Annotated in this window: 30 protein-coding genes; all 30 read right to left on the bottom strand. The window is 68.6% G+C overall.

Annotated features, from left to right (window positions below; translation table 11 throughout):
• Nucleotides 1-7 precede the first annotated feature (7 nt).
• Entirely contained in the window at nt 8-163 is a 156-nt protein-coding gene (locus AC3WLN_RS01870) for a hypothetical protein (RefSeq protein ID WP_492479185.1), read from the bottom strand.
• Nucleotides 160-1,581 carry a packaged DNA stabilization protein gene (locus AC3WLN_RS01865; RefSeq protein WP_492479184.1) on the bottom strand — a complete coding sequence of 474 codons (1,422 nt, stop codon included), beginning with the start codon at nt 1,579-1,581 and terminating at the stop codon, nt 160-162. Before AC3WLN_RS01865 ends, AC3WLN_RS01870 begins: the two co-directional genes overlap by 4 nt.
• Entirely contained in the window at nt 1,581-1,961 is a 381-nt protein-coding gene (locus AC3WLN_RS01860) for a hypothetical protein (protein WP_492479183.1), read from the bottom strand. The genes AC3WLN_RS01865 and AC3WLN_RS01860 overlap by 1 nt, the downstream gene beginning before the upstream one ends.
• A 1-nt stretch (nt 1,962) precedes the next feature.
• Nucleotides 1,963-2,562, bottom strand: a complete 600-nt coding sequence (locus AC3WLN_RS01855; protein WP_492479182.1) for a hypothetical protein — start codon at nt 2,560-2,562, stop codon at nt 1,963-1,965.
• 89 nt (nt 2,563-2,651) lie between these two features.
• Nucleotides 2,652-3,887 carry a P22 phage major capsid protein family protein gene (locus tag AC3WLN_RS01850; protein ID WP_492479181.1) on the bottom strand — a complete coding sequence of 412 codons (1,236 nt, stop codon included), beginning with the start codon at nt 3,885-3,887 and terminating at the stop codon, nt 2,652-2,654.
• Between the two features lie 29 nt (nt 3,888-3,916).
• On the bottom strand, nt 3,917-4,789 hold the full coding sequence (locus AC3WLN_RS01845) for a hypothetical protein (RefSeq protein WP_492479179.1): 873 nt from the start codon (nt 4,787-4,789) through the stop codon (nt 3,917-3,919).
• A 230-nt stretch (nt 4,790-5,019) separates the two neighbouring features.
• Nucleotides 5,020-6,822, bottom strand: a complete 1,803-nt coding sequence (locus AC3WLN_RS01840; RefSeq protein WP_492479178.1) for a hypothetical protein — start codon at nt 6,820-6,822, stop codon at nt 5,020-5,022.
• A complete protein-coding gene (locus tag AC3WLN_RS01835; protein ID WP_492479177.1) occupies nt 6,819-7,175 on the bottom strand; it encodes a hypothetical protein in 357 nt (118 codons plus the stop codon). Before AC3WLN_RS01835 ends, AC3WLN_RS01840 begins: the two co-directional genes overlap by 4 nt.
• Before the next feature lie 7 nt (nt 7,176-7,182).
• Nucleotides 7,183-7,704, bottom strand: coding sequence for a hypothetical protein (locus tag AC3WLN_RS01830; RefSeq protein WP_492479176.1), 522 nt, complete (start codon nt 7,702-7,704; stop codon nt 7,183-7,185).
• Between the two features lie 2 nt (nt 7,705-7,706).
• Entirely contained in the window at nt 7,707-8,039 is a 333-nt protein-coding gene (locus tag AC3WLN_RS01825) for a hypothetical protein (protein WP_492479175.1), read from the bottom strand.
• A gap of 5 nt (nt 8,040-8,044) precedes the next feature.
• Nucleotides 8,045-10,342 (bottom strand): portal protein, encoded by a 2,298-nt coding sequence (locus tag AC3WLN_RS01820; protein WP_492479174.1) that lies wholly within the window; start codon nt 10,340-10,342, stop codon nt 8,045-8,047.
• Nucleotides 10,342-11,919 (bottom strand): terminase large subunit, encoded by a 1,578-nt coding sequence (locus tag AC3WLN_RS01815; protein ID WP_492479173.1) that lies wholly within the window; start codon nt 11,917-11,919, stop codon nt 10,342-10,344. The genes AC3WLN_RS01820 and AC3WLN_RS01815 overlap by 1 nt, the downstream gene beginning before the upstream one ends.
• Entirely contained in the window at nt 11,912-12,343 is a 432-nt protein-coding gene (locus AC3WLN_RS01810; RefSeq protein ID WP_492479172.1) for a DUF2280 domain-containing protein, read from the bottom strand. Before AC3WLN_RS01810 ends, AC3WLN_RS01815 begins: the two co-directional genes overlap by 8 nt.
• A 19-nt stretch (nt 12,344-12,362) precedes the next feature.
• Nucleotides 12,363-12,995 carry a putative metallopeptidase gene (locus AC3WLN_RS01805; protein ID WP_492479171.1) on the bottom strand — a complete coding sequence of 211 codons (633 nt, stop codon included), beginning with the start codon at nt 12,993-12,995 and terminating at the stop codon, nt 12,363-12,365.
• The gene (locus AC3WLN_RS01800) at nt 12,995-13,258 is read right to left on the bottom strand and encodes a hypothetical protein (RefSeq protein ID WP_492479170.1); all 264 of its coding nucleotides are present in this window, start codon (nt 13,256-13,258) and stop codon (nt 12,995-12,997) included. The genes AC3WLN_RS01805 and AC3WLN_RS01800 overlap by 1 nt, the downstream gene beginning before the upstream one ends.
• A gap of 2 nt (nt 13,259-13,260) precedes the next feature.
• Nucleotides 13,261-13,620: a hypothetical protein gene (locus AC3WLN_RS01795; RefSeq protein WP_492479169.1), complete on the bottom strand. Its 360-nt coding sequence runs from the start codon at nt 13,618-13,620 to the stop codon at nt 13,261-13,263.
• Nucleotides 13,620-13,841, bottom strand: a complete 222-nt coding sequence (locus tag AC3WLN_RS01790; RefSeq protein ID WP_492479168.1) for a hypothetical protein — start codon at nt 13,839-13,841, stop codon at nt 13,620-13,622. The genes AC3WLN_RS01795 and AC3WLN_RS01790 overlap by 1 nt, the downstream gene beginning before the upstream one ends.
• Entirely contained in the window at nt 13,841-14,050 is a 210-nt protein-coding gene (locus AC3WLN_RS01785) for a hypothetical protein (protein ID WP_492479167.1), read from the bottom strand. The genes AC3WLN_RS01790 and AC3WLN_RS01785 overlap by 1 nt, the downstream gene beginning before the upstream one ends.
• Nucleotides 14,047-14,253 carry a hypothetical protein gene (locus AC3WLN_RS01780; protein ID WP_492479166.1) on the bottom strand — a complete coding sequence of 69 codons (207 nt, stop codon included), beginning with the start codon at nt 14,251-14,253 and terminating at the stop codon, nt 14,047-14,049. The genes AC3WLN_RS01785 and AC3WLN_RS01780 overlap by 4 nt, the downstream gene beginning before the upstream one ends.
• Entirely contained in the window at nt 14,250-14,390 is a 141-nt protein-coding gene (locus AC3WLN_RS01775; RefSeq protein ID WP_492479165.1) for a hypothetical protein, read from the bottom strand. Before AC3WLN_RS01775 ends, AC3WLN_RS01780 begins: the two co-directional genes overlap by 4 nt.
• Nucleotides 14,387-15,217 (bottom strand): recombinase family protein, encoded by an 831-nt coding sequence (locus tag AC3WLN_RS01770; protein ID WP_492479163.1) that lies wholly within the window; start codon nt 15,215-15,217, stop codon nt 14,387-14,389. The genes AC3WLN_RS01775 and AC3WLN_RS01770 overlap by 4 nt, the downstream gene beginning before the upstream one ends.
• Before the next feature lie 326 nt (nt 15,218-15,543).
• Nucleotides 15,544-15,831 carry a hypothetical protein gene (locus AC3WLN_RS01765; RefSeq protein WP_492479162.1) on the bottom strand — a complete coding sequence of 96 codons (288 nt, stop codon included), beginning with the start codon at nt 15,829-15,831 and terminating at the stop codon, nt 15,544-15,546.
• 164 nt (nt 15,832-15,995) lie between these two features.
• On the bottom strand, nt 15,996-16,271 hold the full coding sequence (locus AC3WLN_RS01760) for a hypothetical protein (RefSeq protein ID WP_492479160.1): 276 nt from the start codon (nt 16,269-16,271) through the stop codon (nt 15,996-15,998).
• Between the two features lie 66 nt (nt 16,272-16,337).
• Nucleotides 16,338-17,060 (bottom strand): hypothetical protein, encoded by a 723-nt coding sequence (locus AC3WLN_RS01755; RefSeq protein ID WP_492479159.1) that lies wholly within the window; start codon nt 17,058-17,060, stop codon nt 16,338-16,340.
• A 173-nt stretch (nt 17,061-17,233) separates the two neighbouring features.
• Nucleotides 17,234-18,055, bottom strand: coding sequence for a hypothetical protein (locus AC3WLN_RS01750; RefSeq protein WP_492479158.1), 822 nt, complete (start codon nt 18,053-18,055; stop codon nt 17,234-17,236).
• A gap of 95 nt (nt 18,056-18,150) precedes the next feature.
• The gene (locus AC3WLN_RS01745; RefSeq protein WP_492479157.1) at nt 18,151-18,495 is read right to left on the bottom strand and encodes a hypothetical protein; all 345 of its coding nucleotides are present in this window, start codon (nt 18,493-18,495) and stop codon (nt 18,151-18,153) included.
• Nucleotides 18,485-18,889 (bottom strand): hypothetical protein, encoded by a 405-nt coding sequence (locus tag AC3WLN_RS01740; protein ID WP_492479156.1) that lies wholly within the window; start codon nt 18,887-18,889, stop codon nt 18,485-18,487. The genes AC3WLN_RS01745 and AC3WLN_RS01740 overlap by 11 nt, the downstream gene beginning before the upstream one ends.
• A complete protein-coding gene (locus AC3WLN_RS01735; RefSeq protein ID WP_492479154.1) occupies nt 18,886-19,929 on the bottom strand; it encodes a DUF1376 domain-containing protein in 1,044 nt (347 codons plus the stop codon). Before AC3WLN_RS01735 ends, AC3WLN_RS01740 begins: the two co-directional genes overlap by 4 nt.
• On the bottom strand, nt 19,926-21,392 hold the full coding sequence (locus AC3WLN_RS01730) for a replicative DNA helicase (protein ID WP_492479152.1): 1,467 nt from the start codon (nt 21,390-21,392) through the stop codon (nt 19,926-19,928). The genes AC3WLN_RS01735 and AC3WLN_RS01730 overlap by 4 nt, the downstream gene beginning before the upstream one ends.
• Nucleotides 21,389-21,580, bottom strand: coding sequence for a hypothetical protein (locus AC3WLN_RS01725; RefSeq protein WP_492479150.1), 192 nt, complete (start codon nt 21,578-21,580; stop codon nt 21,389-21,391). Before AC3WLN_RS01725 ends, AC3WLN_RS01730 begins: the two co-directional genes overlap by 4 nt.

The raw sequence follows: 21,580 nt of genomic DNA, 5'->3' as shown, positions 1-21,580 counted from the left end.
CGGCCTCCTACTGATTTTCGAGGGCGGAGATGCGGGCCTCCTGCGCGACGAGCGCGGCGAGGAGGGCTTGCAGGAACACGAACCACTCGCGGTTCAGCACCCCGGTCGAGGCGACGACGGCGGGCGCCTGCGGGGATGGCGTGGTCGGGAGGGAGGTGCTCATTCGGTGCGGGCCTCGACTGCCATCGCGCCGCCCAGGAGGGCGCAGTAGACCGGATCGGACACGTCGATGCGCCACGTCCGGCCCTGCGGGCTGGTCAGGCCGGTGCGGAGCACGTTGATGCGGGTCCGGGTCTCGCCCTGGCGGCCCAGCGGACGGCTCAGCGGGTTCGACCAGGTCGTGCCGCCGTCGTCCGACCACGAGATCAGGACGCGCGGGTCGCGGATGGTCGGGTCGGCCGAGAGCCGCCCGGTGCCGAGCACGAAGTCGAAATCGGCTCGCGGGATCTGGAGGCGCTGGGGGAAGCCCTGGCCCGGCAGGCTTTCGATCCGGAAGCGCAGCGGGGCGCCGTCCTCGTCGAACACGTCCTCGCGCACCTCAAGGAGGCCGGTCCCGACGCTGTCGCCGATCAGCCAGCGGCCGAACGCCGTGGTGCTCTGGGTGCCGCGCCACCGATCGAGGCCGGCGCTGGCCCGCTCGAACCACTGCTCGGTGGTCAGGTCGAGCACCCAGGTGCGGCCCGGCATCGAGACGACCCAGAACGCGTGGCCGCCGATCAAGTGGACCGAGGCCTCGATCGCGGTGCGATCGACCTTCGCCGCCGCAGCGAGATCGCGCTCGACGTCGTGGTTGGAGACGCGGACCGGGGTGTAGCCGCTGAGCTTGTAGACGACGGAATCGTCGCCGACCCAGATCATCTCGTTCGACCAGCCTTCCTCGTGGCCCGCGACGGCCCACGGCCCGATCAGGCCGCGCGGAATGCCGGTGACCCGGGCGAGCGGGAAGCCGTTGGCCTGGGCCTGACCGCCGTAGACCCCGATCCCGGACGGGCCGAACAGGAAGAGCTCGTCGCGGAACGCCACGCCGCGCAGCAGCCCGCCGGGCCGCGCCTGCTCTGTGGTCTTGTCGAGGGTGTTGAACGTGGTCGCGTTCAGCCCCGAGGCGAAGCACGTGCCGTCGCCGGCGGTGAAGAACAGGAACCCGAACAGCTCGCAGACCGAGTTGGGCTGGGGCAGTCCGCCGGGGATGATCAGGGGTTGGGGCTGGCCGTCGGGGGTGAGCCGGTAGGCGCCGTACTCGGTCGTCGCGACGATGTCCGGCACCGGGGCGCGGTTGTTGCGCCCGATCGTGATGCGCTGGGAGCCGGGCAGCGGTCCGAGCACCCGCACCGTGCCGTCCTCGGAGATCCGGGCGACCTGGTCGCGATAGGCGGCCAGCACGTTCGCCCCGATCTGGCGCATGCCGCGGGGCCCGCGCAGGCCGGTGTCGACGAAGCGCGCCAGACCGGGCGCGCGGCGGCGGGACACCGGTGCGCGGGCGCCGTCGCCGAGCTTCTCGACGAAGGCGTTGATGAGCCGGCCCGAGCCCTCCGCGTCGGAGAGCCCGGGGCGCGACGAGAGCGGCCAGGAGATCGCCGGCATCAGCAGCGCCCGCGTCGGGAGCCGGAGCCGCCCCAGAACGGCTCGATCCGCATCGGGGGCCGGGCGTCGTACACGCGATAGGCCAGCTTCAGGTCGGTGCGGGCCTGCGCGGCGTTCGCCGTCAGCTCCTGCGCGCGGGACCCGCCGATCCCGAACGGCACGAGGGCGGCCTCGGCGATGATCGCGGCGAGCGGCAGGTACACCGCATCGTCGATCTCGTCGCCGTTCACCTTGGCGACCTCGTCCGCGAACAGCTTGGCGCAGACCGGCTCGATCAGGTCGTCGATCTCGGCCCGGTCCTCGTCGGAGGGCTGCTGCCCGGCCGCGAGCACCCCGACGTCCTTCAGGACGCGCTTGATCAGGTCCTCGCGGGTGCGCATGTCAGCGGGCCTTGGTGGCCTTCGGCGCGGCCGGGGCGGTGGCGGCGTCGAGGTCGGCGCGGGCCTGGACGAGATCGGCGCGAAGGCGCTCCAGGTCGGCGTTGGCCGCGTCGCGCTCCGCAACCGCGAAGCCGCCGTCGGCCTGGGCCTGGGTGAGCTGCGCCTGCAGGTCGGTCAGGGCCGTGCCGGCCGCGTCGAGCGCGGCGAGGGTGTCGGCGTGGGCCGCCCGGGCCGTCTCGACCTCGGCCAGGGCCGCATCGCGGGCCGCCTCGACGGCCTCGATCTCGTCGACCAGCTTCGCGTTCTCGGCCGTGCCGGTCGCGATGATGTCGCCCAGACGGGTAACCTCGGCGTTCAGCGTCATGATCTCGGCGAGCGGGTCGGCGCCGGCCTGATCGCCGACCATGACGACGGGCTCGAAGGGGCGCCCGGCCGCACGGGCCGAGACGGCTTCCGCCGTGGCCATCGCCGGGTCGGCGATGCAGTCGGGGGAGGCGTGCCAGCCCTCGGGCAGGGGCTCGCCGGGGGCGAGGTCGAAGATCTCGGCGGACCCGTCGGGCTTGTAGCCCCAGGTCGCCAACGTGGTGGTGGTCTCGTCCATCTGAGGCCTCGTCTGCTGCGGGGCCGGGCCCCAGAACGACGAAGGGCGCCACGAGGGCGCCCTTTCGTCTTAGTGGTGGTGGAGAGGCGTCAGCCGCTGACGCGCGAGGCGAGGCGGGGGTCGATGGCCTTCACGCCGTACAGGACGTCCAGGCGCCAGGTGCTCACGTCGTTGACGCCATCGTAGAACGGCACCACGCGGACCGAGAGACCCTTGTAGGTCTCACGGGCCGGGTTCACCGCACCCGGCGGCAGCTCCATCGGGACCATGCACAGGGCGAACGCGTTCTTGTGGAAGGCGAGCGACTGGGCATAGTTCGAGTTGGCCGCACCGTTGAAGGTGATCGCCGCACCGGATGCCGGAGCCGCCGAGACGGTCTTGAACGCACCCGTGGGGATGATCTGGGGCGAGATGCTGAGCGCGGCGGCGCCCGTACCGTCGGTCGCGGCGTCGGCCGTCACGACGAACTGCTGCAGGTAGGGCAGCTGCGCCTTGGTCACCGGGTTGACCGCGAACACCCCGGCGATGGTGAACACGTCACCGGCCTTGGCATAGCCGGCCACGGATGCCGTGGCGCCGTTGATGTTCAGCGTCTGGACATAGGTGTTGGCGACCGCGCCGGCATAGACGACCGACTGGCCTGCGCCGTTGACGACCGGGACGCCGCCACGGGCGCCGGTGGTCAGGGTCGGCACGTTCTGCGACTTGAAGGTATCGAAGTCGCCGATCATGCCGAGCTTCGCCTTGCGATAGGCGTCCTTCGCGGCATCCTGCATGTAGAGGCCGGTCTGGGTGCCGAGGAGCGCCCACTGATCGGCCGGAGACAGGACAGCGGAGCGCTCGTCGTTCTGCACGGCCATCTCGTCGAGGCGCTGGCCGGCGGCGCCGAGCTTCGAGAAGTTGTTGATCACGTTCCCGGGCGTGCCGACCCAGTTCCAGACGTTGGTGTAGAGACCCATCAGGTCGAGATCGATGGCGTTCACGATCTGCACCATGGCGGGGCGGATCACGCGCTCGGACAGCTCACCGATGTTGAGCGTCAGGTCGGTCGAGGAGAACTTGAAGTCCACACCGACCTGCTGGTTGATCTGGATCGCGGTCTTGCCCTCGACGACGTCCTGGGCGACCGAGACGTTGCCGCGGCGGGCGGTGAACTGGGCGGGACGACGCACGGAAACGGTGTCGCCCTGCTTGTAGCCATTCACGGTGTTCTTGAACTCGGGCTCGTAGGCCCGGTAGACCTGGTTCGCCATCACGCAGTTATTGTCGAGGATGACGAGGGCTTCCTTCGCGACGAGCGAGGGGGTGATCAGAGTATTGGGCATGGATCAAGTGTCCTGATTTGAGAGGTTGATCAGCGCTGCTTGGCCCGCCAAGCCGCATAGTCGTCCATTGACGCCTTGGATGGGTCGAACGACGGCGCTGCGGAACCGCTGACAGTCTTGCCGGGAGCAGGGGCGGCGGTGGCCTTGTTGGGTTTCGCCAGGGTCAGGCGAGCTTCGAGCGCACCCACGGCCTTCGCGGCCTGGAGCGGGCTCATCCCGTTGAGCTTGGTCAGCTCGGCGGGGTTCTTCGCGAGGTAGTAGGCGAGCAGCCCACCTTTCTCGCTGTCGACGACGAGATCCTGCACGTGAGCCTTGATCTCACGCTCAGCAGCGGCCTTCACGACCGTGTCGAAGTCCGGGATCTTCTCCCGTGCGTCGTCCATCCGGTCGTGGAAGGCCTCGATCGCCGCTTCCCGGGCCTGCGTCTGGGCGCGCGACGCGTGGGCGTCCCGCTCGTTCAGGCGCTGCTCGGCGAGGGCCTTGGCGAGACGGTAATCCGCCTTGGCATCCTCGAACGCGGCATAGTCCTCGAAGTCGGCTTCCTTTGGGGCGGCGCCGATCTCTTTCTCGATGGCCGCCTTCCGGTCGCCACCGGCGCCCGTCGGCGCACTGCGGCTCAGGAGTTCGGCACGCTCGGCTTCGAGTCGGGCGATACGCTCCTGCATCCGCTGGATGCCGGAACGCCTCTTCGGCTTCTCCGCCTCGCCGTCCTCCTCGCCTTCGCCCTCCGGGGCATCGGACTTCGGAGTCGGGTTGGCCGGATCGGCCTGCTCTGTCCCTGGCTGTGCGGCCTCGGCGCCTTCGGCCTGCTGGCCTCCGGGAGCTTCGGTCGCTTCCGAGACCTCGCCACCTGCCGCTGGCGTTTCCGCCTGCGCGCCCAGCACGATCAGGTCCTCGTCCATGTGGTTCGTCCATGAAAAAACCCGCCCTGGTGAGGAGCGGGTGCGGGCATCATCGCGGCCTGCGCGTCATGCACTGGCCTGCGTGAAGGGGAGCGGACGTGCATCGGCGCCGATGGGATCGGGCGGCACGTCGGAAATGGGAACTGGCGCGAGCAGGGCCGATGCGGCCCACGCGTCTCGCGACAGGTAGCTATTGCGCGCAGAATGCCCGTCGGGTCAAGCCGTCCGGCTCACAGGACTTTCTGGACGGACCAGTTCCGGAAGCCGACCGTGAAGTCGTAGGCGGTCGCGGCGGCGATGATGTTCAGCTCGAGGCAGAGCAGACTGAGGCTCTGGCCCTGAACGATCGGCAGGAGGCTCGTGCGCAGCAAGCCTTCGAGGTAGCCCGTGCCCGCCAGGATCGGGTCCCACGGGGCGCTGTAGACCCCCTGGCCCGGAGCCGCGCCGGACGCGCCCGGGTAGCCGGCGTGCTCGGCGAAGTAGCCGGCCGCGTTGGCGCGGATTTCGCCGATGCTGAGACGGACGCCCATCATGCCTGCCGCGCCCCGCTTGATCCGGGTCTCGGCCGTGGCGCGGACGTTGTCGCCGGCGGCCATCTGCGAATAGACGACGTTCGCGTTGAAGTTCGAGACCAGGGCGGTCGGCAGTTGCAGGCGCACGCGCCCGCCCGACGTCGTCGAGGTGCCCCGGAGCCGGATCTCGAAATAGGTCGGGTCGTCGGCCGCCGGCGCCAAGTCGATCATCAGCCCGGTGCCGTTGCCGTAGGCGTTATCGTGCGAGACGATGAGACCGGGGCTCGGGGTGTTGCCCGTGACCGTCACCGTCGCGGCGCTGGCGCCTCCCGCCTGGAAGTTGAGCAGAGCTGCCGTGCCGGCCTGGGACGGACCCGACAGCTCGGTGCCGAACGGCAGGAGATTGCCGCCGAGGTTGTACTTGGCGTCGTAGCGCTGGCCGCCGCCCTGGATGCGGGGACGCGGGGGAAGGTTGGGCTCCATCGCCTCCAGGAGGCGCAGCGCGACGAGGTAGGCCCCGGTCGTGTTCAGGTGCACGCCGTCCGCCGACTTGTTGAGGTCGATGAAGGGGCTGTCGCGGGAGACGGCGAGATCCGGCCACACGTCGACCGGGAACACGTTCGGCAGATCCAGCGCGTTCAGGCGCTCGTGCACCCGCATGTGGCCCTGCGTGCCGTTGCCCGGCCCCTCCACCACTGTGAAGGTGGCGCCGGAGCCGCCGGTGGGGGTGACGCCATCCGCCTTCACGCCGGAGGCGACCGTCCAGCCCGTCAGCGAGCCGCCGATCGAGGCCGCATAGGTCCCGGCCTCGATCACCGAGACCGCGCCGACATTGTTGCCGGGGTTCGCGACCTTCACCTTGGGACCCTGGCCATTCACCCCAGGGTTAAGACCGGATTTCGTCAGCGTGAGAACGTCCCCGAAGGTATAGCCGCTGCCGAGGGCGGAATAGGCGGCCTGCTTGATGCCGAAGTCGATGATGCCCGACGGCGAGAAGCCCGCGTTCCCCTTCGGATACTCGGTGATGACGTAGACGTGCACGCCTTTGGCCGTCAGGCGGGTCGCGGTCTCGACGATGTTCGCCACGGACTGGTCCGGGGTCCAGGTGCCGCCGTTGGCCCCGCGCTCGTTGGTCGAGCAGATCAGGACGGCGATGCCGGCGGTCGAGTTCGCGAGGGCCAGCGGGAGCTGATAGTCGACCATGCCCATGGCCTGGGGCGTCCCGGCGGTGGAACCGGTGAAGGACCGCGTCGGGCAGCCCGCGACGGCGAAGCAATCGGCCTCGTCGAAGGTGATCCGGCCCTTGGCCATGAGCTGCAGCCAGAACTGCCAGCCGATGTTGAGCGCGCCGCGATCCTTGGTGACCGTCTCGGCCTGGTCGCCGCGCGGCATGCCGAGCACGCCGCGGCTGTCGCCGAGCACCATGGCGCGCCGGTTCATGGGGCGGGGCGGTGCGAGCGCGACGAGGGCGGCGCGCAGGGGGTCGGTGCTCGCGCCCGGATTGGCGACGTCGATGGTCATGCTGCGGCTCCGAGGGTCAGGACTTCGCTGCCGAGGGCGAGGGGTTCGCCGTTCAGCGTGAGGGCGTTGGTGGGGATGGATGGGCCGGGGCCCGGGACGGGCGCGGGCACGGTGAAGGCGGCCGAAGAGACCAGCGCGCGCGCGATCACGGCGTCGTTGGCCGCCGGCGCGGTGGCGAAGGTGTAGGACCAGAGCCCGGACGCATCGGCGGTCGCCGTGCCGTCCTGCGTCCCGTTCTTGAGGATCGCGACGCTGGCACCGGCCGGGGCCTTGCCGGTAAAGGTCCTGCCCGTGGCATCCGGGCCATAGACGACGACAGCCGCGCCACCAGCCCCCAGGAACTTGATGGTCATGCGGGCCTCAGGAAAACTGCTTCCAGCCCGACGCCGCGTCGAAGAAGAAGCGCTGCGTGGTGCCGAAGGCGAGGGAGAGGAGGCCGCCGACCGCGAGGCCGGCGAGCTTCAGCGAGCCGAGGCCGCTCATGTCGTTGCGGATCTCGAAGGACGCGCCCGGGTAGGCGAGGGCCGTGGACAGCGACAGCGTGCGCGTGACGCCCACGCCAACGGTCCCGGTCAGGAACATCACGGACGGGCTCTTGAGCGGCAGGAGCGTCATGTCGGCCGTGACGGGCGCGGTGGCGGCGAAGACCGGGCGCACGGGCTGCCAGAACGCGACCTGGCCCACCCTCGAGGCGAGCACCAAGTCGCGCTTGGTGCCGAACAGGTCGGACACGCGGGCGTAGCGGTCGAGGTTCAGGGCCGGGTCCGGAAGGGAATCGACGGTCCATTCGCCATCGATGATCGGGGACGATCCGGCGACAGCCGCCGCGGCCACGGCTTGGGCCGCAGCGATGGCCGGCTCGATGCCCTGGCTGTGGAGCACGGCTACAGGCCTTCGCCCGCCGAGATCTCAACGTCGGGCGTCCCCGATGCCGCGGCGACCGCGACATGGCGCTGGCCGGCCTGCAGGGTCTGCACCTCGACCGCGCCGGCCGGGATGCTCTGGGCGCCGGGCGTGGCCCCGTTCGGCAGGACTGGCAGGGGCATGTCGAGCTTGGCGCCGAACTCGATGGCGACGGGGACCGAGCCCCGGTTCCAGATCCGGACCTGACAGCCGCCGCCGATCGGCAGGCCGGCCAGCAGCGGCGCGGCTCCTGCCACCGTTGCGGCCTGCAGGCGGATGGTCCCGTTCGGGACCGCTCGGAAGGCGCGTTCCATGGTGATCAGCTCATCATCGGAGCGGCGGGCTGGCCCATCGCGCTCGGGTCAAAAGAAAAGGCGCCCTGGGGCGCCTCGGTCGGTTCGGCGGGCATCTGGCCCGGCATGGGGTCCGGCAGCCCTGGCGGGCCGCCCATCGCGGCGGGATCGGGTTCCTGGGCCTCGGCCGGAGGGGTCATTGCCTCCATCAGCATTGCGACGAGGTCCGAGAGCTGCTGGAGGCCATTGGCCAGCGCGTCGACGCGCGGATCCTCGACCGGACCGCCGGGCGCGCCCTCCGCCGGCCGATTGGCCTCGGCGATGCGGGCCTGGTGGTCGAGCACGGCTTTCTGGATCTCGCCCTGGATCTTCGCCATCTCGGCCTGGAGCTTCTGGTGCTCCACCCCGAGCTTCGCGTTCTCCAGTTCGTGCCTGGCTGCTTCAAGCTGCTCCTGCCGCTGCTGCGCCTGCATCGCGGCCTGCTGCTCGGGCGAGGGCGGCACGGGCGGCGGCACGGGCTCGCCACTCTCCCGTGCCTCCTCGGCCTGGATCTGGGGCGGCAGCATGGTGCGGATGCGCTTGGCGATCTTGTCCGCCATCGGCCAGTCCTGGGCTTTGGCCAGGAGGTCCAGGATCATTGGAGCGAGCTGCGGCGCGGCCTGGACGAGCTGGATCATGCCGTCGAGCGCGGCCTCGCGCCGGGTCGTGTACGAGGCGCCCATCTCCATGGCCACATCGTAGGCCCCGACCGTGACGTCGTTCTCGATGACCTGCGCCTTGCCGTCCACCGCCACGCCCTGCGGCTTGTTGATGTCGACGAGGTCGACCTTGCCGTCCTCGCCCACGATCCGGAGCGTGCGCGCCGTGTCGTAGATGTGGGGGATCAGGTCGCAGACGATCGCGCCGGTGTGCCGGATCGAGCGGCTGAAGTTCACGATGTAGACGAAGGACCCGACGTCGCCCTCCTGCTGGCGGGCGCGGATCGCCTTGCCCGAGGTCTCGTTCGAGCGGGCGCCGAGCGAGGCGTCGTAGATGCCGGTCACCGCCTTGATGTCCTCGGCGGAGGCGCGGATCAGATCCATGATGCCGGACGAGGCAACCGGTGGCTGGACGCGCTGCGGGGCACCTTGCGCCTGCTGGTCGGCGTTGTAGGGCAGGAACGGGTGGGCCTCGGTGTTGGCCGTCTGCCAGATGTCCTCGTAGCCCTTGAACTGCTTCTCGGTGCCGATGAAGGGCGCCTTGGGCTGGAGCCCGACGACCTCGGTCTCGGTCGATCGGGCATAGTTGTAGGCGCGCTGCGCGTCCTTCGCCTTGCGGACCACGCCGCGGCGGGTGCGCTTCTTGCCGATCGTCATCTCGATGCCGATCGCCGGCACGACCGGAATGAACCGGCCCTTCCATTCGATCGGGCCTTCGAGGATCTCGGTCGCGCTGATCAGGTAGCTTTCGACCTTGTGGCCGTCGCGCTCCTCGATGCGGGCGCCGGCCGTCTCGGCCAGGGCGAGCTTCTCGGCATAGTCATCGGCCGCCTTGTCGGTCAGGTCCAGGATCTCGCCGTCGGGCATCAGGGCGAGGGTCTTCTTGACCGGGGTCTTCACCCAGTACTTGGCGATCCGGACCATGTCGGCCGTCGCCCATTCCGCGAGGCTGCGGCCATCAACGTCGGAGGCGCCGATCTCGGCGGCCGGGTGGTCCGGATAGGTCTCCTCGTAAATGTCCCGGCTCATGTCGAAGGGCACGAAGCAGAACTTGGCGTCCTCTCGGGTCGGGAGCACCGCGTCGGGGTCCCAGCGCACGCCGATGCCATCCGGGATCGGGGCGATGCGGATCTCCTGCTCGAACGTGGAGTCGGAGCCGTACTCGGTCAGGACCTGCCAGTGGCCGATGCCAGCCGTCACCTGCTGGTCGGCCGCCGCGAAATACGCCGCGGGCGCGTCGGAGCGGTTCTCGACGTACCGGGTCATGCCGGCGATGGTGTCGGCCGTCTTCACGTCGCCGCGGCTGTCGACCGGCACGACCTTGATCGCGGGGCGCATCTGCCGGATGTCGCCGGTGATCTGCAGGATGGACGTGCCGAGACGGTCGAACTCTAGGCAGGGCCGGCCCTCACGGGCGCGCTTGGCCTCCTCGGTCCACTGCGCGCCCTCGACCTCGACGAACTCCAGGTCGGAGTAGGCTTTCTCGCGGTTCTCGCGGTCGGCCTCGTCGGCCCTGCGCCAGCGCGCCATCGCGATCTCGTGCACCGAGCGCCCGGCCGGCTTGGCCTTCGGCTCGGGCTTCGCCTCGGCGGCGGCCTTTGGGCGACGGGATTGCTTCGTGGCCATCAGGCACCCATCCAACCGCCGGCGCGACGGGCGCCGGCCTTGATCTTGAGCGGAGCGGCGTCGACCACGGGCTCGGCGAAGGTCAGCGCGACGGCATCCCACAGGTCAGGCGAGGGGATGCCCATGCCGCGCATCTTCTCCTTCGACCAGAGCTGCACCTGGCCGCGCGAGTTGTGGCCGTAGCCGGTGGAGCAGGCGTCGGCCTGAATCTCGTCCTCGTCCGGCAGGTCGACGCCGGCCGGGTCCTCGAGCCATTCGAGCGAGTTGAGCCAGATCTCGGCGCGGCGGTTCAGCGGACCGGGCAGCTTCTCGCCGGTGGTGGGCGAGTAGCGCTCCTCCTGGATCGGGGCGCCGCCGAAGTTGACCGGGACGACGATGCCCCGGCCCGGCGAGCCGTAGCCGCGCTCGACCAGGATGTCGTAGACGCCGGCGCCGTAGCCGCCCGTCACGTCGATGAAGCACTTCACCGGGTTGTCCCGGTCGATGTGGCCCGCGACGTAGTTCGCACTCTCCGGGATCGACATGCCCGGCTTGCCGCCGGCCCAGAGGACCTTGCGGCCGCGGCGCTTGGCCAGCGCGTGGCGATCGCCGCCCTGGTGGGCCGGATCGTACCCGAACACGAGCGGGCCCGAGGGCTCCACCGTGCGCTTGCGGGCGGCCATGACCAGCTTCGCGCTGATCAGCCCGTTGGTGTTCGCCATCTGGAAAGCCTCGGCCGCCGTCGCGGGGTATTCCTGCCGGAACAGGGACTCGCCGAGATCCGCGATCTTGCGGCGGCGCCAGAACATCTGCTCGGGGTCGAGGCCGTGCGCCTCGGCGTAGTCGATCTCGGACTCGCCCTGCTCGTCGGGATCGGCCGAGAGCGCGAAGTCCGGCGGCGGGGCCTTCCGATAGCCGTCGTCCCAGAACCACGGGACGAAGATCGCCTGGAACTCGGACTCGCCCCGCTCCGCCTTCCGCCATTGCTGGTGGAAGTAGTTCCCGACCCCGTTGGCCGTGCTTTCGAGGATCACCTCGGTGCCGGGCTCGTCCGCGATGGCCTGGAGGATGCCCGACGCGTGGCTGTGCGCGTGCGGCCAGAACCCGACCTCGGAGCCGTGGAAGAACTGGAGCGTGTTGCCGCGTCCGACCGCCTTCGAGCCGGCCGTGCCGACCTTGTACCCGCTGTCGAGCCGGTCGAAGAGCAGCTCCTTCGCGTTGGCCGCGCCCGCGGAGGGCCGCACCAGCGAGGGGCAGTGCTCGTGGTAGCGCGACACCATCTCGAACAGCGCCGCGGTCGAATCCTCCTGGTGCGTCAGGATGAAGGTCCGGACGCCGCGGTTGTGGCTGGTGCGCCAGAAGAACCGGCCGCCGATGTAGGTCGAGGCGCCCTGCTGCCGGCCCTTCAGGATCAGGGCCCGAACACTGCCGGTGCTGAGCAACTGCTCCTGCAGCCGGGCGTGGATGTAGCGCTGCGCCTTGTTCAGCGTGAAGGCGACGATCCTGCCCGACTTCGTCCGGATGCGCAGGCAGCGCGGCGCGTAGTGCTCGAAATCGTCCTTCAGCTTCTGGCGGATCGCGAGCTCGCGCTCACTCAAGATCCCCGAGAGCGTCTTCGTGGCTGCGGACGGTGTGGCTTGCATCGATCCGCTGCCGGTTCGTGAACACGTCGCCGACTTCCTTCGCGGCCTGGACGACGAGCTGCGCGGCCAGCGCGATGTTGCCCTGAGCCTCGGCCCGGTCCGCGAGGCGCTGAAGCGTCCGGAGGCGCGCGACCCGATGCGAGATGCCGATCGAGGCCGTGTCGTCGAGGAAGTGCTCGCGCGTGGTCCGGAACAGCTCGCGATAGCCCTCGGAGAGGCCCTGACCCGCCCGGCGCTCCGGGTTGTAGGCCTCGACCTGCTGGGGCGTGACGACCTCGCCGAACTCCGCCTTGACCGCCTTCACCACCACCGAGGGCGGGTCGAAGCACGCAAGCTGCTGGACGATGAAGGTTTTCACCTCGTCTGAAAGCGCGCTCACGGCCGAGATCCGATCAAAGTCACGTCAAAGCCCGGCCGCAGGTCCCGCACGCCCCGGCGATCTCCGCCTCGCAGACGATCGGGGCCCGGTTGGCCGCTGCGACCAAGGCTGCGGTCTGGCCCGCCGCCGCGCCGGCGCCATAGCGCGCCACCACGCCGACGAACTCCTCGACGTCGTGGCCGCGGATCGTGAAGGCCGGCGATCCGTCCTTCCGGAACTTCGGAGCGCCGTAGGGATCGCGCTCCTGGCCCGCGTGGTAAAGCTCGTGCTCGACCAGACTGCAGAACGTGGCGTCGTCACACAGAGCCGCGTACTCGGCGTCGAAGGTCAGCAGGAAGTGGGGCATCTCCCCGAACCACCCGGTGACCTGCTGCTCGAAGCGCGCCTTGGCCCAGCGGTTGCCCATGAAGGCGGTCGTCTCGCACATGCCGACCACCGCGTTGCCCTGGCGGGCGTTCGGGACGGCACACCAGAGCACGCCGAGCCGCGCCTCGCGCAGATGGGCGTGGTCCTCGTTCACGAGCAGCGCGTCCTCGTCGATGAAGGTGGCCCGCATCCAGGCGAGCAGGTCGGGCGCGGGGCGCACCGGGGTCTCGGTGACGGCGCCCTCGGCGCCGATCATGTCCTCGGGCGGGCGCGGCCGGATCAGCATCAGAGCGCGCGGACCCGCGGCTCCAGCGCGGCCGGCACGCGCCACGCGCCCTCCGCATCGCGGACGAGGTCGATGACGTCGGGCCCGTCGAACTTCGAGGGCTTGCGCGGCGGCGGGGGCGGCGCCTGGGTGAAGTGGAAGGTGCTGGACCGATCGCTTCCGGCGCGCGCCGGGTCGAAGCCGAAGACGAAGCCGGGATGCGCGTGCGCGTTCCCCGCCGCCATTCGCAGCAGTGCTTCGACCTGATCCTTCGTCATCGCCATGGTCAGCCCTTCCGCCGCTCGCAGGCGATCTTGTGCGTCTCGCCCGGGGCGAGGCTCAGGTGCGTGGCCAGCACCGCGCCGACCTGGGCGCAGGCGGTGACCAGCGGGACGGGTTGCACGGCCATGTCGAGGGCGTTGTCGCGCGAGCAGTCCGGGCCCGCGACGCCGGCCGGGCACACCAGCACCACGGCGCGGAACCCGGCCTCATCGGCCTGGGCCGGCTGGGGCAGCAGGTGGACCCACAGGATGATGCAGGCGATGACGATCGCGCCGAGCACCATGCGGCCGAAGTCGACGACCGGCGGCGGACCGTGATCGGCCGGACCGGGCCCGAGCAATTCGCGGAAGAACGATGTCAGCATCAGCGTGCCGTCCACTGATCGCAGACCACATTGGAGTGGAACTGCGGGACCATCACGTTGCCGACCTGGATGTACGTGGTCGACGTCTCGGTGTGGCTGGCGGTGCAGATCCAGCTATCCTTACGGAGGCTGAATTTTTCAGCCGTGATCTCGTCGACCACCGCATACACGATGAGGCCGAGCAGCCCCGCGAACAGGAGCAGGATGCCGACGCGCGGCATCAGCGTCCGCCCTGCACAACGCCGAAGCAGCGCAGGGCCTCCTCGGCCGAGAGCTTCTCCGGATCGGGGCCGGTCATTCCGAGCGTCGCCGCGCCATCGGAGAGGCGCGCGCCGATCGCGACGCGACGCATCCGGGGCTCCATCGCCCTGCCGACCTTCAGGGGGGAGCCGGGCACCTGGCACAGCGAGGACGGGCGGGGCTGGATCACGGGCGGATTCCTGAGCGGGGCAGCGGGTCGAGGCGGACGCTCGCGCGGCCGGCGATGAACTCGATTTTGCGGGTGTGGCCCGGGACCGGATCGGTCTGGGCGGCGAGGGCCATGGCGGCGACCCAGTGCGCGGCGGTGGGGCGGCCCCGGTCGATGGTGAGCGCGAGGCCGGCGAGGCGGCGCGAGAGCGTGACGGCGTTCATACGGTCCGCGCCTTCCGTGCCTGGGCCTCGCGGCGGGCCTTGATGTGGATCCAGTAGGCCGCGGTGGCCGGGTCGCGCTTGAGATCGCGCTGGGCCTGGGCGGCCTGCGCTGGCGTCCAGTCCGGGCGAGCGGTCATGCGACGATGGCCTCGTGCGCGCCCGGCTGGAGCACGTGCTGCTCGGCACCGTTCCAGCGGAAGAGGTACTCGACCGCGCCGCGGTATTTCGGGTTGTCGGTCACGTAGGCGACCGTCGAGACGGCCCATCGGCCGCCCTTCGGCGAGGGAATGCCCTCGGCGTTCAGACCGTCCGCGATGGCCTGGAGCGTCCGCTTCCGGCGGCGCTCCTGGTAGATGCGCCGAACGATGCGGGCCTGATCCGGGACGATCCGGAGACCGCCCTCGAGATCCTTGGCGTAACCGTAGGGCGCCTGCCCGCCGGCGAACCCGCCCTTGCCCGCCTTGGCGACCCGGCCGCCCGCGGTGCGGTCCCGGATCACGAACCGCTCGTTCTCGGCCATGCCCGCGAAGATCGCGAAGAAGGTCCGGCCCATCGGGTTCGAGGTGTCGATCACCGACTCGGTGACCGAGCGGAATGCGATCTCGTGCTGCTCGGCGAGATCCGAGACCGTCGTCATGGCGTGGCGGATGTCGCGCGAGAGGCGATCGATCTTCGCGACGAGCAGGACGTCGAAGGCCCCGGCCGCCGCGAGTTCGAGGGCGCGTCCGAAGGCCGGGCGATCCGCGGGCCGGGTCGCGCCCGAGACGCCCGGGTCGGTCAGGACCTCGACGAGCTCGTAGCCCTGGCTTTCGGCGAAGGCGCGGACCGATTTCTCCTGCGCTTCGAGGCCGTGGCCGGTCGCGGCCTGCTCCTCGGTGGAGACCCGGAGGTATCCGAGGGCGCGGGTCGCCCTGGAGGCCTTCGTCTCCGTCTGGATTTTATTCCGGGCCCGTTGGCGGCCCACGCGACGCGAGCCTGAAACCACCGATAAGCCTCTGTATTTGCTAGCGTTTCAGCGCCTAAATGGCCGCTATTTCCAGAGTCTCAGGAGACCTTGGAAACCGGTGCGTTTCGGGGCCCAAGGTGAGGGGCCTGCGCGATTAAGGAGGGGAGCTAAGGAGGGGAGCTCGACCCGTTATCATGGGAGCTTGCCACGCTAAGCATGGAAGCTAGGGAAGGGCGATTATCGTGCGCCCCAGCTCATCGCGGCCGGGAGCCGATCAGGCCCAGAAACTTGGGTGGTCCGACCCCTGAAGCGTGGCGTCGAAATCGACCCGAAAAATCAAGCGGTCAGGCCCGCGCGGCGAGGCCCCGGGACCGACCCCGGAACGCGACCGTGGCGCGGGTCCCGGCGATCGATCCGGGGCTGAACGAGGCGACGACCGAGCGGCGCGGCGCGGGCTCGCGCGGCAGCTCGTGGCCGGTCAGGTCGCGGTAGAGCCGGCGGAGCCCGGCGCGGATCTCGTCCTGGGACTCGATGACCATGTCGACGGTGTGCCGGTGGCCCGGGACCCGGAGCCGGTCGGCCATGCGAAGCAGGTCGGCGACCTGCTCGGCGCGTTCGCGATCCGTCATCATCGGGTGCCGATCATGTCAGGGAGGCCCGGCCGCGTCACGCTCTGGCAACGCTGAAGCTGGGGAAGGGGTCCAGACATGCAAACGCCCGGCGGCTGTGAGCCCCGGGCGCGTGTCGTGCGACGTTGGTCTTTTGCAGCGGAATGCCCGTCGGGTCAACGGCGCATTCAATCTCCTTCGATCCGCGCTGCTATGCTGTCGGCTTGGCGACGAAGGATCCAGGCGTAGACGAATGCGACCAGCATTCCCCCGAAGGCTCTGGTCGCGGAGAGCGCTTCCTCGTGCGTAAATGACCACGTCACAAGCTTTAGATAGAGATGATCTTCTCGCGAGGCGATACTGATATACGGGATTAGCACGCCACCCAGTATCAATCCTACACTTAGATTATTGCGAAAATTCGCACTAAGCTTCAGTTTTTCATTCGAAGCAGCTTGCCCCATTTTGTTGTCCTCACGGCATCAAACCCGACGTGAGTAGAGACAATGAGACTTTCCCTCGCCAGTGGCTCAGTCCTGTTCTCCCGCCTGAGCAAGAGCGGCAGACCGCAGCAGGCGCTCGGCCAGATCGTCCGCCTGGGCGGCGTAGGCGTCGCGGATCGGGGCCGCGCCCGGCGCCCGGGCGGTGTGTTGCGCTTCGGTCAGTTCCTCGAGGAGCCAGCGGAAGCGCTTGGCGATGTCGGCGGAGGCACGGTCGCTGGTGCCGCGGCCGCGGGCCTCGGCATACGATCCGAAGCTGTGCCCGTCGGCGAGGATGGCGCGGAGGAAGCGCACGCCGGCATCGCCGATCACGCGGGCCGCCCGGTCGTTGGTGGCCTTCACCACGCGGGCCGTCTCGATCCGGCCGAGCATCCGGATGTCTTCGAGGGTGAAAGCATGGGAGACGGCGAGCTGGCCCGGGCCGGCGTTCGACGTGGTGGCGTCCCAGGCGCCGCCGGAGCGCACGCCGAGTTGCTTCTCCCAGAGCATCTGCAGGGCGCGGCCGACGAGGAACTGCGCTTCCGTGATCCGGCCCTGGCCGCGCTCGGCGGAGAGCACATCGACCTTGCGGTTCACCGTGGCGGTGATGAAGCTCGAAGGATCGTAGGGATTGCGGACCGAGGCTGTGCCGACCTGGATCTCGGTGTCGCGCGCGGTGATCGGCGCGAGGCTGACCGGCCGGCGGCGCGCGCTGGTGGTGCGGGTCTTGGTGGTGCGGGTGGTGCTGGACGACTTCGTTGCCGACGCGGTCACGGTGGTGCCCCTGTGCAGGTCCAGTCCTTAACGCCGGGCCTAAATCGCGGATCGCCGCGGGCTGGCACGAAAGTCAATCCCGCCATTATCGAAGATGCGCCGCACTTTCGGGAAAACGGTCGGTGCGGCGCATGTTACATGCAAAGCTGTCGAAAAGCAGCCTGAAGCTCCACTTAATAGATATCAGCTAAATATGGTATTATACTCCTGCCCGCACCCGTACTCTTGCAGTAAACCCTGTCATCATCCCCTACGACAGCCTCAATGAATCGTCTGCTTATAAGTTCACTGATTGAGTGCTTTAAGCGTTCGATGTCCGCACCATTTGATACGCCTTTCGCTGCAGCGAAAGCATCCGCAAAGACATCGTTGTAGTCGTTTGTGATTTTGCCACCGCTACTTGAGCGAGTTCCCATCTCAAATGCGGGCCAGTGCTTATAATTCGCCAAAATGGATAACGCTTGGGGCGTCATTGCTGCAATTTGAGACAAAGCAAATTTATGCTCTGAGAACAATTTCGCGAAGTTGTTTTCCGAAACAAATTTCAGCGCCGCAGCAAGATGAGAAAACTGCTCTGGATCAGGCGGTGACTCGTCTAGTATATGTATAATCTTGTTAAACAAGACGCTTCCATGCGGATCAGTGATCAAATGCTGCAACGCAAGAACTGAACTTTCTGTTTTATCCGATTTTTCAAAATAAATTTCGAGAAGATGTGATTTTTTTGCCTCAGATATGCTTTTATCAACACCTTCATTGAAATCAATAAACGCCTTTGCGACCTTTCCGACAATAAATGTTCCCAGCAAAGCGTCTCGAATAACCTTTCCACCCTGCTTCTCTCGGATGCTTTCGATTTGTTCTTGTGTTAGCGCCTGCTCCGAAAGCCTAGCTTCCAAGCTTTTGCGCTCGGCAGCAAAGTAATACTCAGGTTGCTTGATAATTAAACTGCGAGCAGCTATCTCGCGATTTTGGGCTTCGTTGTCGTCGGCCATACGTCATCCTCGCGTTTCGCGCTGATTGAAGGCCAGCGGTGACTCAAATGCAACCTATTGGTACCACCGTGAAGATACCAGTAGACGATCACCCTTCATCGAGTCGCGCCAAGCCCGATGCAAATTAGGCGGATCGCCATGTCGACGCCCCGCATCGCGCTGTCGCGATTCCATCCATTGTTGAGGCAAGCCTGGCGAAAACTAGGCTCGCGTCCGACCTGGGAATTCAGCCAAGCTTTCAACTGCGCTTTCATTCGCCAGTCCGCGACGTATATTTCTGGCCAGCGCTGCACCCTGATATCGCCCGGTTTCGGGCCGGCCTGCGCATCGGCCTCGGAATGCCCGGCCCAGGCGGCAAGCAGCCAGAGCCGGACACGGTGTGGGGGATAGGTCTCGGGCGGATCGGGCCCTTCAATACGAAACGGGTTTTCAGCCAGCACGCGCGCGGGCACTCCTTACGAACTCCCAGAGCGGGACGGATTCGGCCGGGTTTGTCATGCCGCGGTGCACGAGGCCGTTCGCGAACCGGATGATGCCGGGCTCGAGCGAGGCCACCGGCATGTGGGTGACGTTCACGAGCGCACCGGTGGAATCCGCACGGATCGCAGCAGCGAGGTGATGGACCCCGAATAGCGCCCGGGTTCCGAACCCGAGATGAACCGCCTCGACGCCCCAGGTGTCGAGGAACTCGATCATGCCCGCATGGACGTCCGGCCAGCCCGTCCAGATCATGCCGGGGCAGGGCGGGTAATGCGACGGCACCGACAGGACGCCAGCACGCCAATGCTCGACGATGCGCCCGGAATCCGGGAGCAATGCAGCAGCAGTGCTCACGCAGCACTCCTCGCATCCGGGTGGTCTCGCTCGGCGACGGCGCGAGCCTCGGCGATCACGTCGGCTGGCGTGGTGCAGGCCGGATGCCCGGGCAGGAACTCGTCGGGCCAGCCCTGGCGCCACTCGCCGCGGAAATGGGCGGTGGCCTTGGCCAGCCGATTCCGCCGGTCCTGCTCCGGCGTGGCGGGCGGCTTGGCCACGGATCTCGGGCCGGCCTTGGCGACCCCTTCGAGCCGGTCCTTGGTCGCGCCCTTGATCCAGCCGACGAGCTGCTGCCATCGGCGGGGCCGGAAATCCTTCGTCGCCATGGCCGCCGCGATGCCGGCCTCGACGTCGGCCCGGGTCGAATCCTCGGCAAGCAGGCGTTCGATGACGTGGATGTCCTGGGCGACCAGCACCGGTTCCTGGCCGACGAGGGATCGCAGCCACGGTCCGAGTTCGTCCGTGCCCCGGGCCGGCGGCTGCCCGCGCTGATGCGCGGTTCCCTCTCCCTGTCCCTGTCCCTGTCTATTCCCTTTCGGCAATGCTCCCGGCATGCTGGCGCATTGCTCGGGCATTGCTCGGGCATTCTTGGCCCCTGAGCCGGGGTCATCCCCCTCCGGAGGCGGTTCGGCGGCCGGGTCTTTCTTGCCCCAGCGGGCGCCGGCCGCCTTCGCCGCCTGCTCTTTGCGCTGGGTCTCGCGCGTGGCGAACTCCTGCTTCTTCTCCCAGGCTTCGATCGCCTTTTCCGCGATGACGGGATGGTAGAGGCGCCCGTCCGAGCACTCGACCCAGCCGTAGAGAGCGCCGGCGGAGACCTTGTCCCACTCGGCCACGACCCGGCCATAGCCCGCGAACTTCGAGAGCTGCCGGGCCTCCTTCGGGAGCGACCCGGCCGGGACCTGGTGCCAGGAGGCGCACCACAGCAGGATGGCGGCCCGGAACTCGTCGCCGGTGATCTCGTCCACGATGGAGGAGTCCCGCAACCGAGACACCTCGAGCGGCATGAAGGGGAAGTCGCGCAGGTCGACGTGCGCAGGAACGAGGGGCTGCACGGTCATGGCTGCTGCCTGTTGCGGATCGCGTTGAGGGCCGGGTCGATCCAGGCGCGCACGACCTGGTTCGCGCGGCCGGCCCGGTTCTTGTCGATGATGAGTTCGAGGTCGTGCCGGACGCGTTCGAAATCGTCCTGCGCGGTCGGGTCACCGTCGCGGAAGGCCTGGGATCGCTCGATGTAGTAGGAGGCCCGGTAGAGGAAGACGACGGCGTCCGAGTTCTCCTCGAAGGCGCCGGCGCCGCGGATGTCGGCGAGCTGCGGGCGCTTGTCCTCCCGCCCCTCGGTGTTGCGGTTGCACTGCGCCAGCAGGAACACCGGGCAGTCGAGGTGCTTGGCCAGGGCCAGGGCGCCGTCCGCGACCTCCTTCAGGCCCTCGTCCTCCCGACGGTAGGCCCGCGACGCCTTCACGATGTGGGCGTGATCGATCACCACGCACCCGAGCGGGATGCCCTTCCGGGCGTAGTGGTTCGCCAATCGGTCCGAGGCGGCCGCGATGTCGCCGATGGTGCGCCCGCCACCGTCCTCGATCGTCATGGGCTGGGCACGCTGCTCGTAGAGCGTGCCGGCCACGATCTCGGCCTGGCGCTGGTTCAACCCGCCGCGGCGCAGGATTTGTTCGAACGGCATCCTGACGCCGCGCCGCTCCAGCTCGCTCGCCGCGATGCGCGCCGCGACCTGCCGGCGGGACATCTCCAACGAGTGGTAGATCGCGGCGAAGCCCTGGTCCGCCATGTGCGAGGCCACTTCGACCCCGAACACCGATTTTCCCATCGAGGTCCGGGCCGCGACGGTGGTCAGGGTTCCCGGCTGGGGCGCCCCACCGATTTCCCGGTCGAATTGGGCCAGCCCCGAACTCGGCAGCTTCCGGCCGGTGCCCTGGAGATCCGCCTGGATCGATGCGACGAGGTCGTCGCCGGCCTGCTCCAGGGTGGCCGACATGCTCTTGCGGGACACGAACGAGGCGCGGACCTCGTCGACCCGGGCGTAGATCCGCTCCAGCGCCGGGCCTGGCACGAAACCGGCCCCCTCGCGCACGTCGACCGTGGCGATCGCCAGCTCGCGGAGCTGCCAGTACTGCTGAATCGTCCTGGCATATTCCTCGGCCGTAGCGGGCGTGCAGCCGTCAGACGCGAGGCGCGTCAGGTACTGCATCGCGGTCTGGCCGCCGAGATCGCAGGCCAGCAGCTTCGGCCCGGCCGCCGCCTTCACCTTCAACAGGTTCGGCGTGTCGCCCGCGGCCGCGACCGCCATGATGATCTCCCACACCGCGCCGTGGGTCTGCTCGAAGAAATGCTCGGGCGCGACGAGGTGCTGGATCAGCGGGTAGACCTGGGGCTGCCAGAGCACACAGCCGATCAGCGCGGCCTCGGTCTCGACGCTGACGGCCGGCAGCGTAGGCCTCGGCGCGCGGGGCGTGAACGGGACGACTGCGCCGTAGGTATCGGCGGGATCGAAGTGCTCGGTCATACGAGGAGGTCCTCGCGTGCCGTGCCGGTCTCGAAGCCTAGGTCGACGAACGCATTCCATGCGTGGACCGCCGCCGCCATGTCGCGCAGCAGCAGGGACCGGTCGGCCTTCGCCTTCGCGATGGTGTAGGCCTCGAAGGCCTCCTGTGCGCGCTCGTCCCGGGTCGGTTTGGGATCAACCTTCGGCAT

Source organism: Methylobacterium sp. FW306-05-D (assembly GCF_058782155.1).
This window is presented reverse-complemented; position numbering and strand designations above follow the sequence as displayed.

Coding starts and splice junctions, on each gene's coding strand:
- AC3WLN_RS01870 (WP_492479185.1), bottom strand. CDS start 163: ATGAGCACCTCCCTCCCGACCACGCCATCCCCGCAGGCGCCCGCCGTC.
- AC3WLN_RS01865 (WP_492479184.1), bottom strand. CDS start 1,581: ATGCCGGCGATCTCCTGGCCGCTCTCGTCGCGCCCCGGGCTCTCCGAC.
- AC3WLN_RS01860 (WP_492479183.1), bottom strand. CDS start 1,961: ATGCGCACCCGCGAGGACCTGATCAAGCGCGTCCTGAAGGACGTCGGG.
- AC3WLN_RS01855 (WP_492479182.1), bottom strand. CDS start 2,562: ATGGACGAGACCACCACCACGTTGGCGACCTGGGGCTACAAGCCCGAC.
- AC3WLN_RS01850 (WP_492479181.1), bottom strand. CDS start 3,887: ATGCCCAATACTCTGATCACCCCCTCGCTCGTCGCGAAGGAAGCCCTC.
- AC3WLN_RS01845 (WP_492479179.1), bottom strand. CDS start 4,789: ATGGACGAGGACCTGATCGTGCTGGGCGCGCAGGCGGAAACGCCAGCG.
- AC3WLN_RS01840 (WP_492479178.1), bottom strand. CDS start 6,822: ATGACCATCGACGTCGCCAATCCGGGCGCGAGCACCGACCCCCTGCGC.
- AC3WLN_RS01835 (WP_492479177.1), bottom strand. CDS start 7,175: ATGACCATCAAGTTCCTGGGGGCTGGTGGCGCGGCTGTCGTCGTCTAT.
- AC3WLN_RS01825 (WP_492479175.1), bottom strand. CDS start 8,039: ATGGAACGCGCCTTCCGAGCGGTCCCGAACGGGACCATCCGCCTGCAG.
- AC3WLN_RS01820 (WP_492479174.1), bottom strand. CDS start 10,342: ATGGCCACGAAGCAATCCCGTCGCCCAAAGGCCGCCGCCGAGGCGAAG.
- AC3WLN_RS01805 (WP_492479171.1), bottom strand. CDS start 12,995: ATGCTGATCCGGCCGCGCCCGCCCGAGGACATGATCGGCGCCGAGGGC.
- AC3WLN_RS01800 (WP_492479170.1), bottom strand. CDS start 13,258: ATGGCGATGACGAAGGATCAGGTCGAAGCACTGCTGCGAATGGCGGCG.
- AC3WLN_RS01795 (WP_492479169.1), bottom strand. CDS start 13,620: ATGCTGACATCGTTCTTCCGCGAATTGCTCGGGCCCGGTCCGGCCGAT.
- AC3WLN_RS01790 (WP_492479168.1), bottom strand. CDS start 13,841: ATGCCGCGCGTCGGCATCCTGCTCCTGTTCGCGGGGCTGCTCGGCCTC.
- AC3WLN_RS01780 (WP_492479166.1), bottom strand. CDS start 14,253: ATGAACGCCGTCACGCTCTCGCGCCGCCTCGCCGGCCTCGCGCTCACC.
- AC3WLN_RS01775 (WP_492479165.1), bottom strand. CDS start 14,390: ATGACCGCTCGCCCGGACTGGACGCCAGCGCAGGCCGCCCAGGCCCAG.
- AC3WLN_RS01765 (WP_492479162.1), bottom strand. CDS start 15,831: ATGATGACGGATCGCGAACGCGCCGAGCAGGTCGCCGACCTGCTTCGC.
- AC3WLN_RS01760 (WP_492479160.1), bottom strand. CDS start 16,271: ATGGGGCAAGCTGCTTCGAATGAAAAACTGAAGCTTAGTGCGAATTTT.
- AC3WLN_RS01750 (WP_492479158.1), bottom strand. CDS start 18,055: ATGGCCGACGACAACGAAGCCCAAAATCGCGAGATAGCTGCTCGCAGT.
- AC3WLN_RS01735 (WP_492479154.1), bottom strand. CDS start 19,929: ATGACCGTGCAGCCCCTCGTTCCTGCGCACGTCGACCTGCGCGACTTC.
- AC3WLN_RS01730 (WP_492479152.1), bottom strand. CDS start 21,392: ATGACCGAGCACTTCGATCCCGCCGATACCTACGGCGCAGTCGTCCCG.
- AC3WLN_RS01725 (WP_492479150.1), bottom strand. CDS start 21,580: ATGCCGAAGGTTGATCCCAAACCGACCCGGGACGAGCGCGCACAGGAG.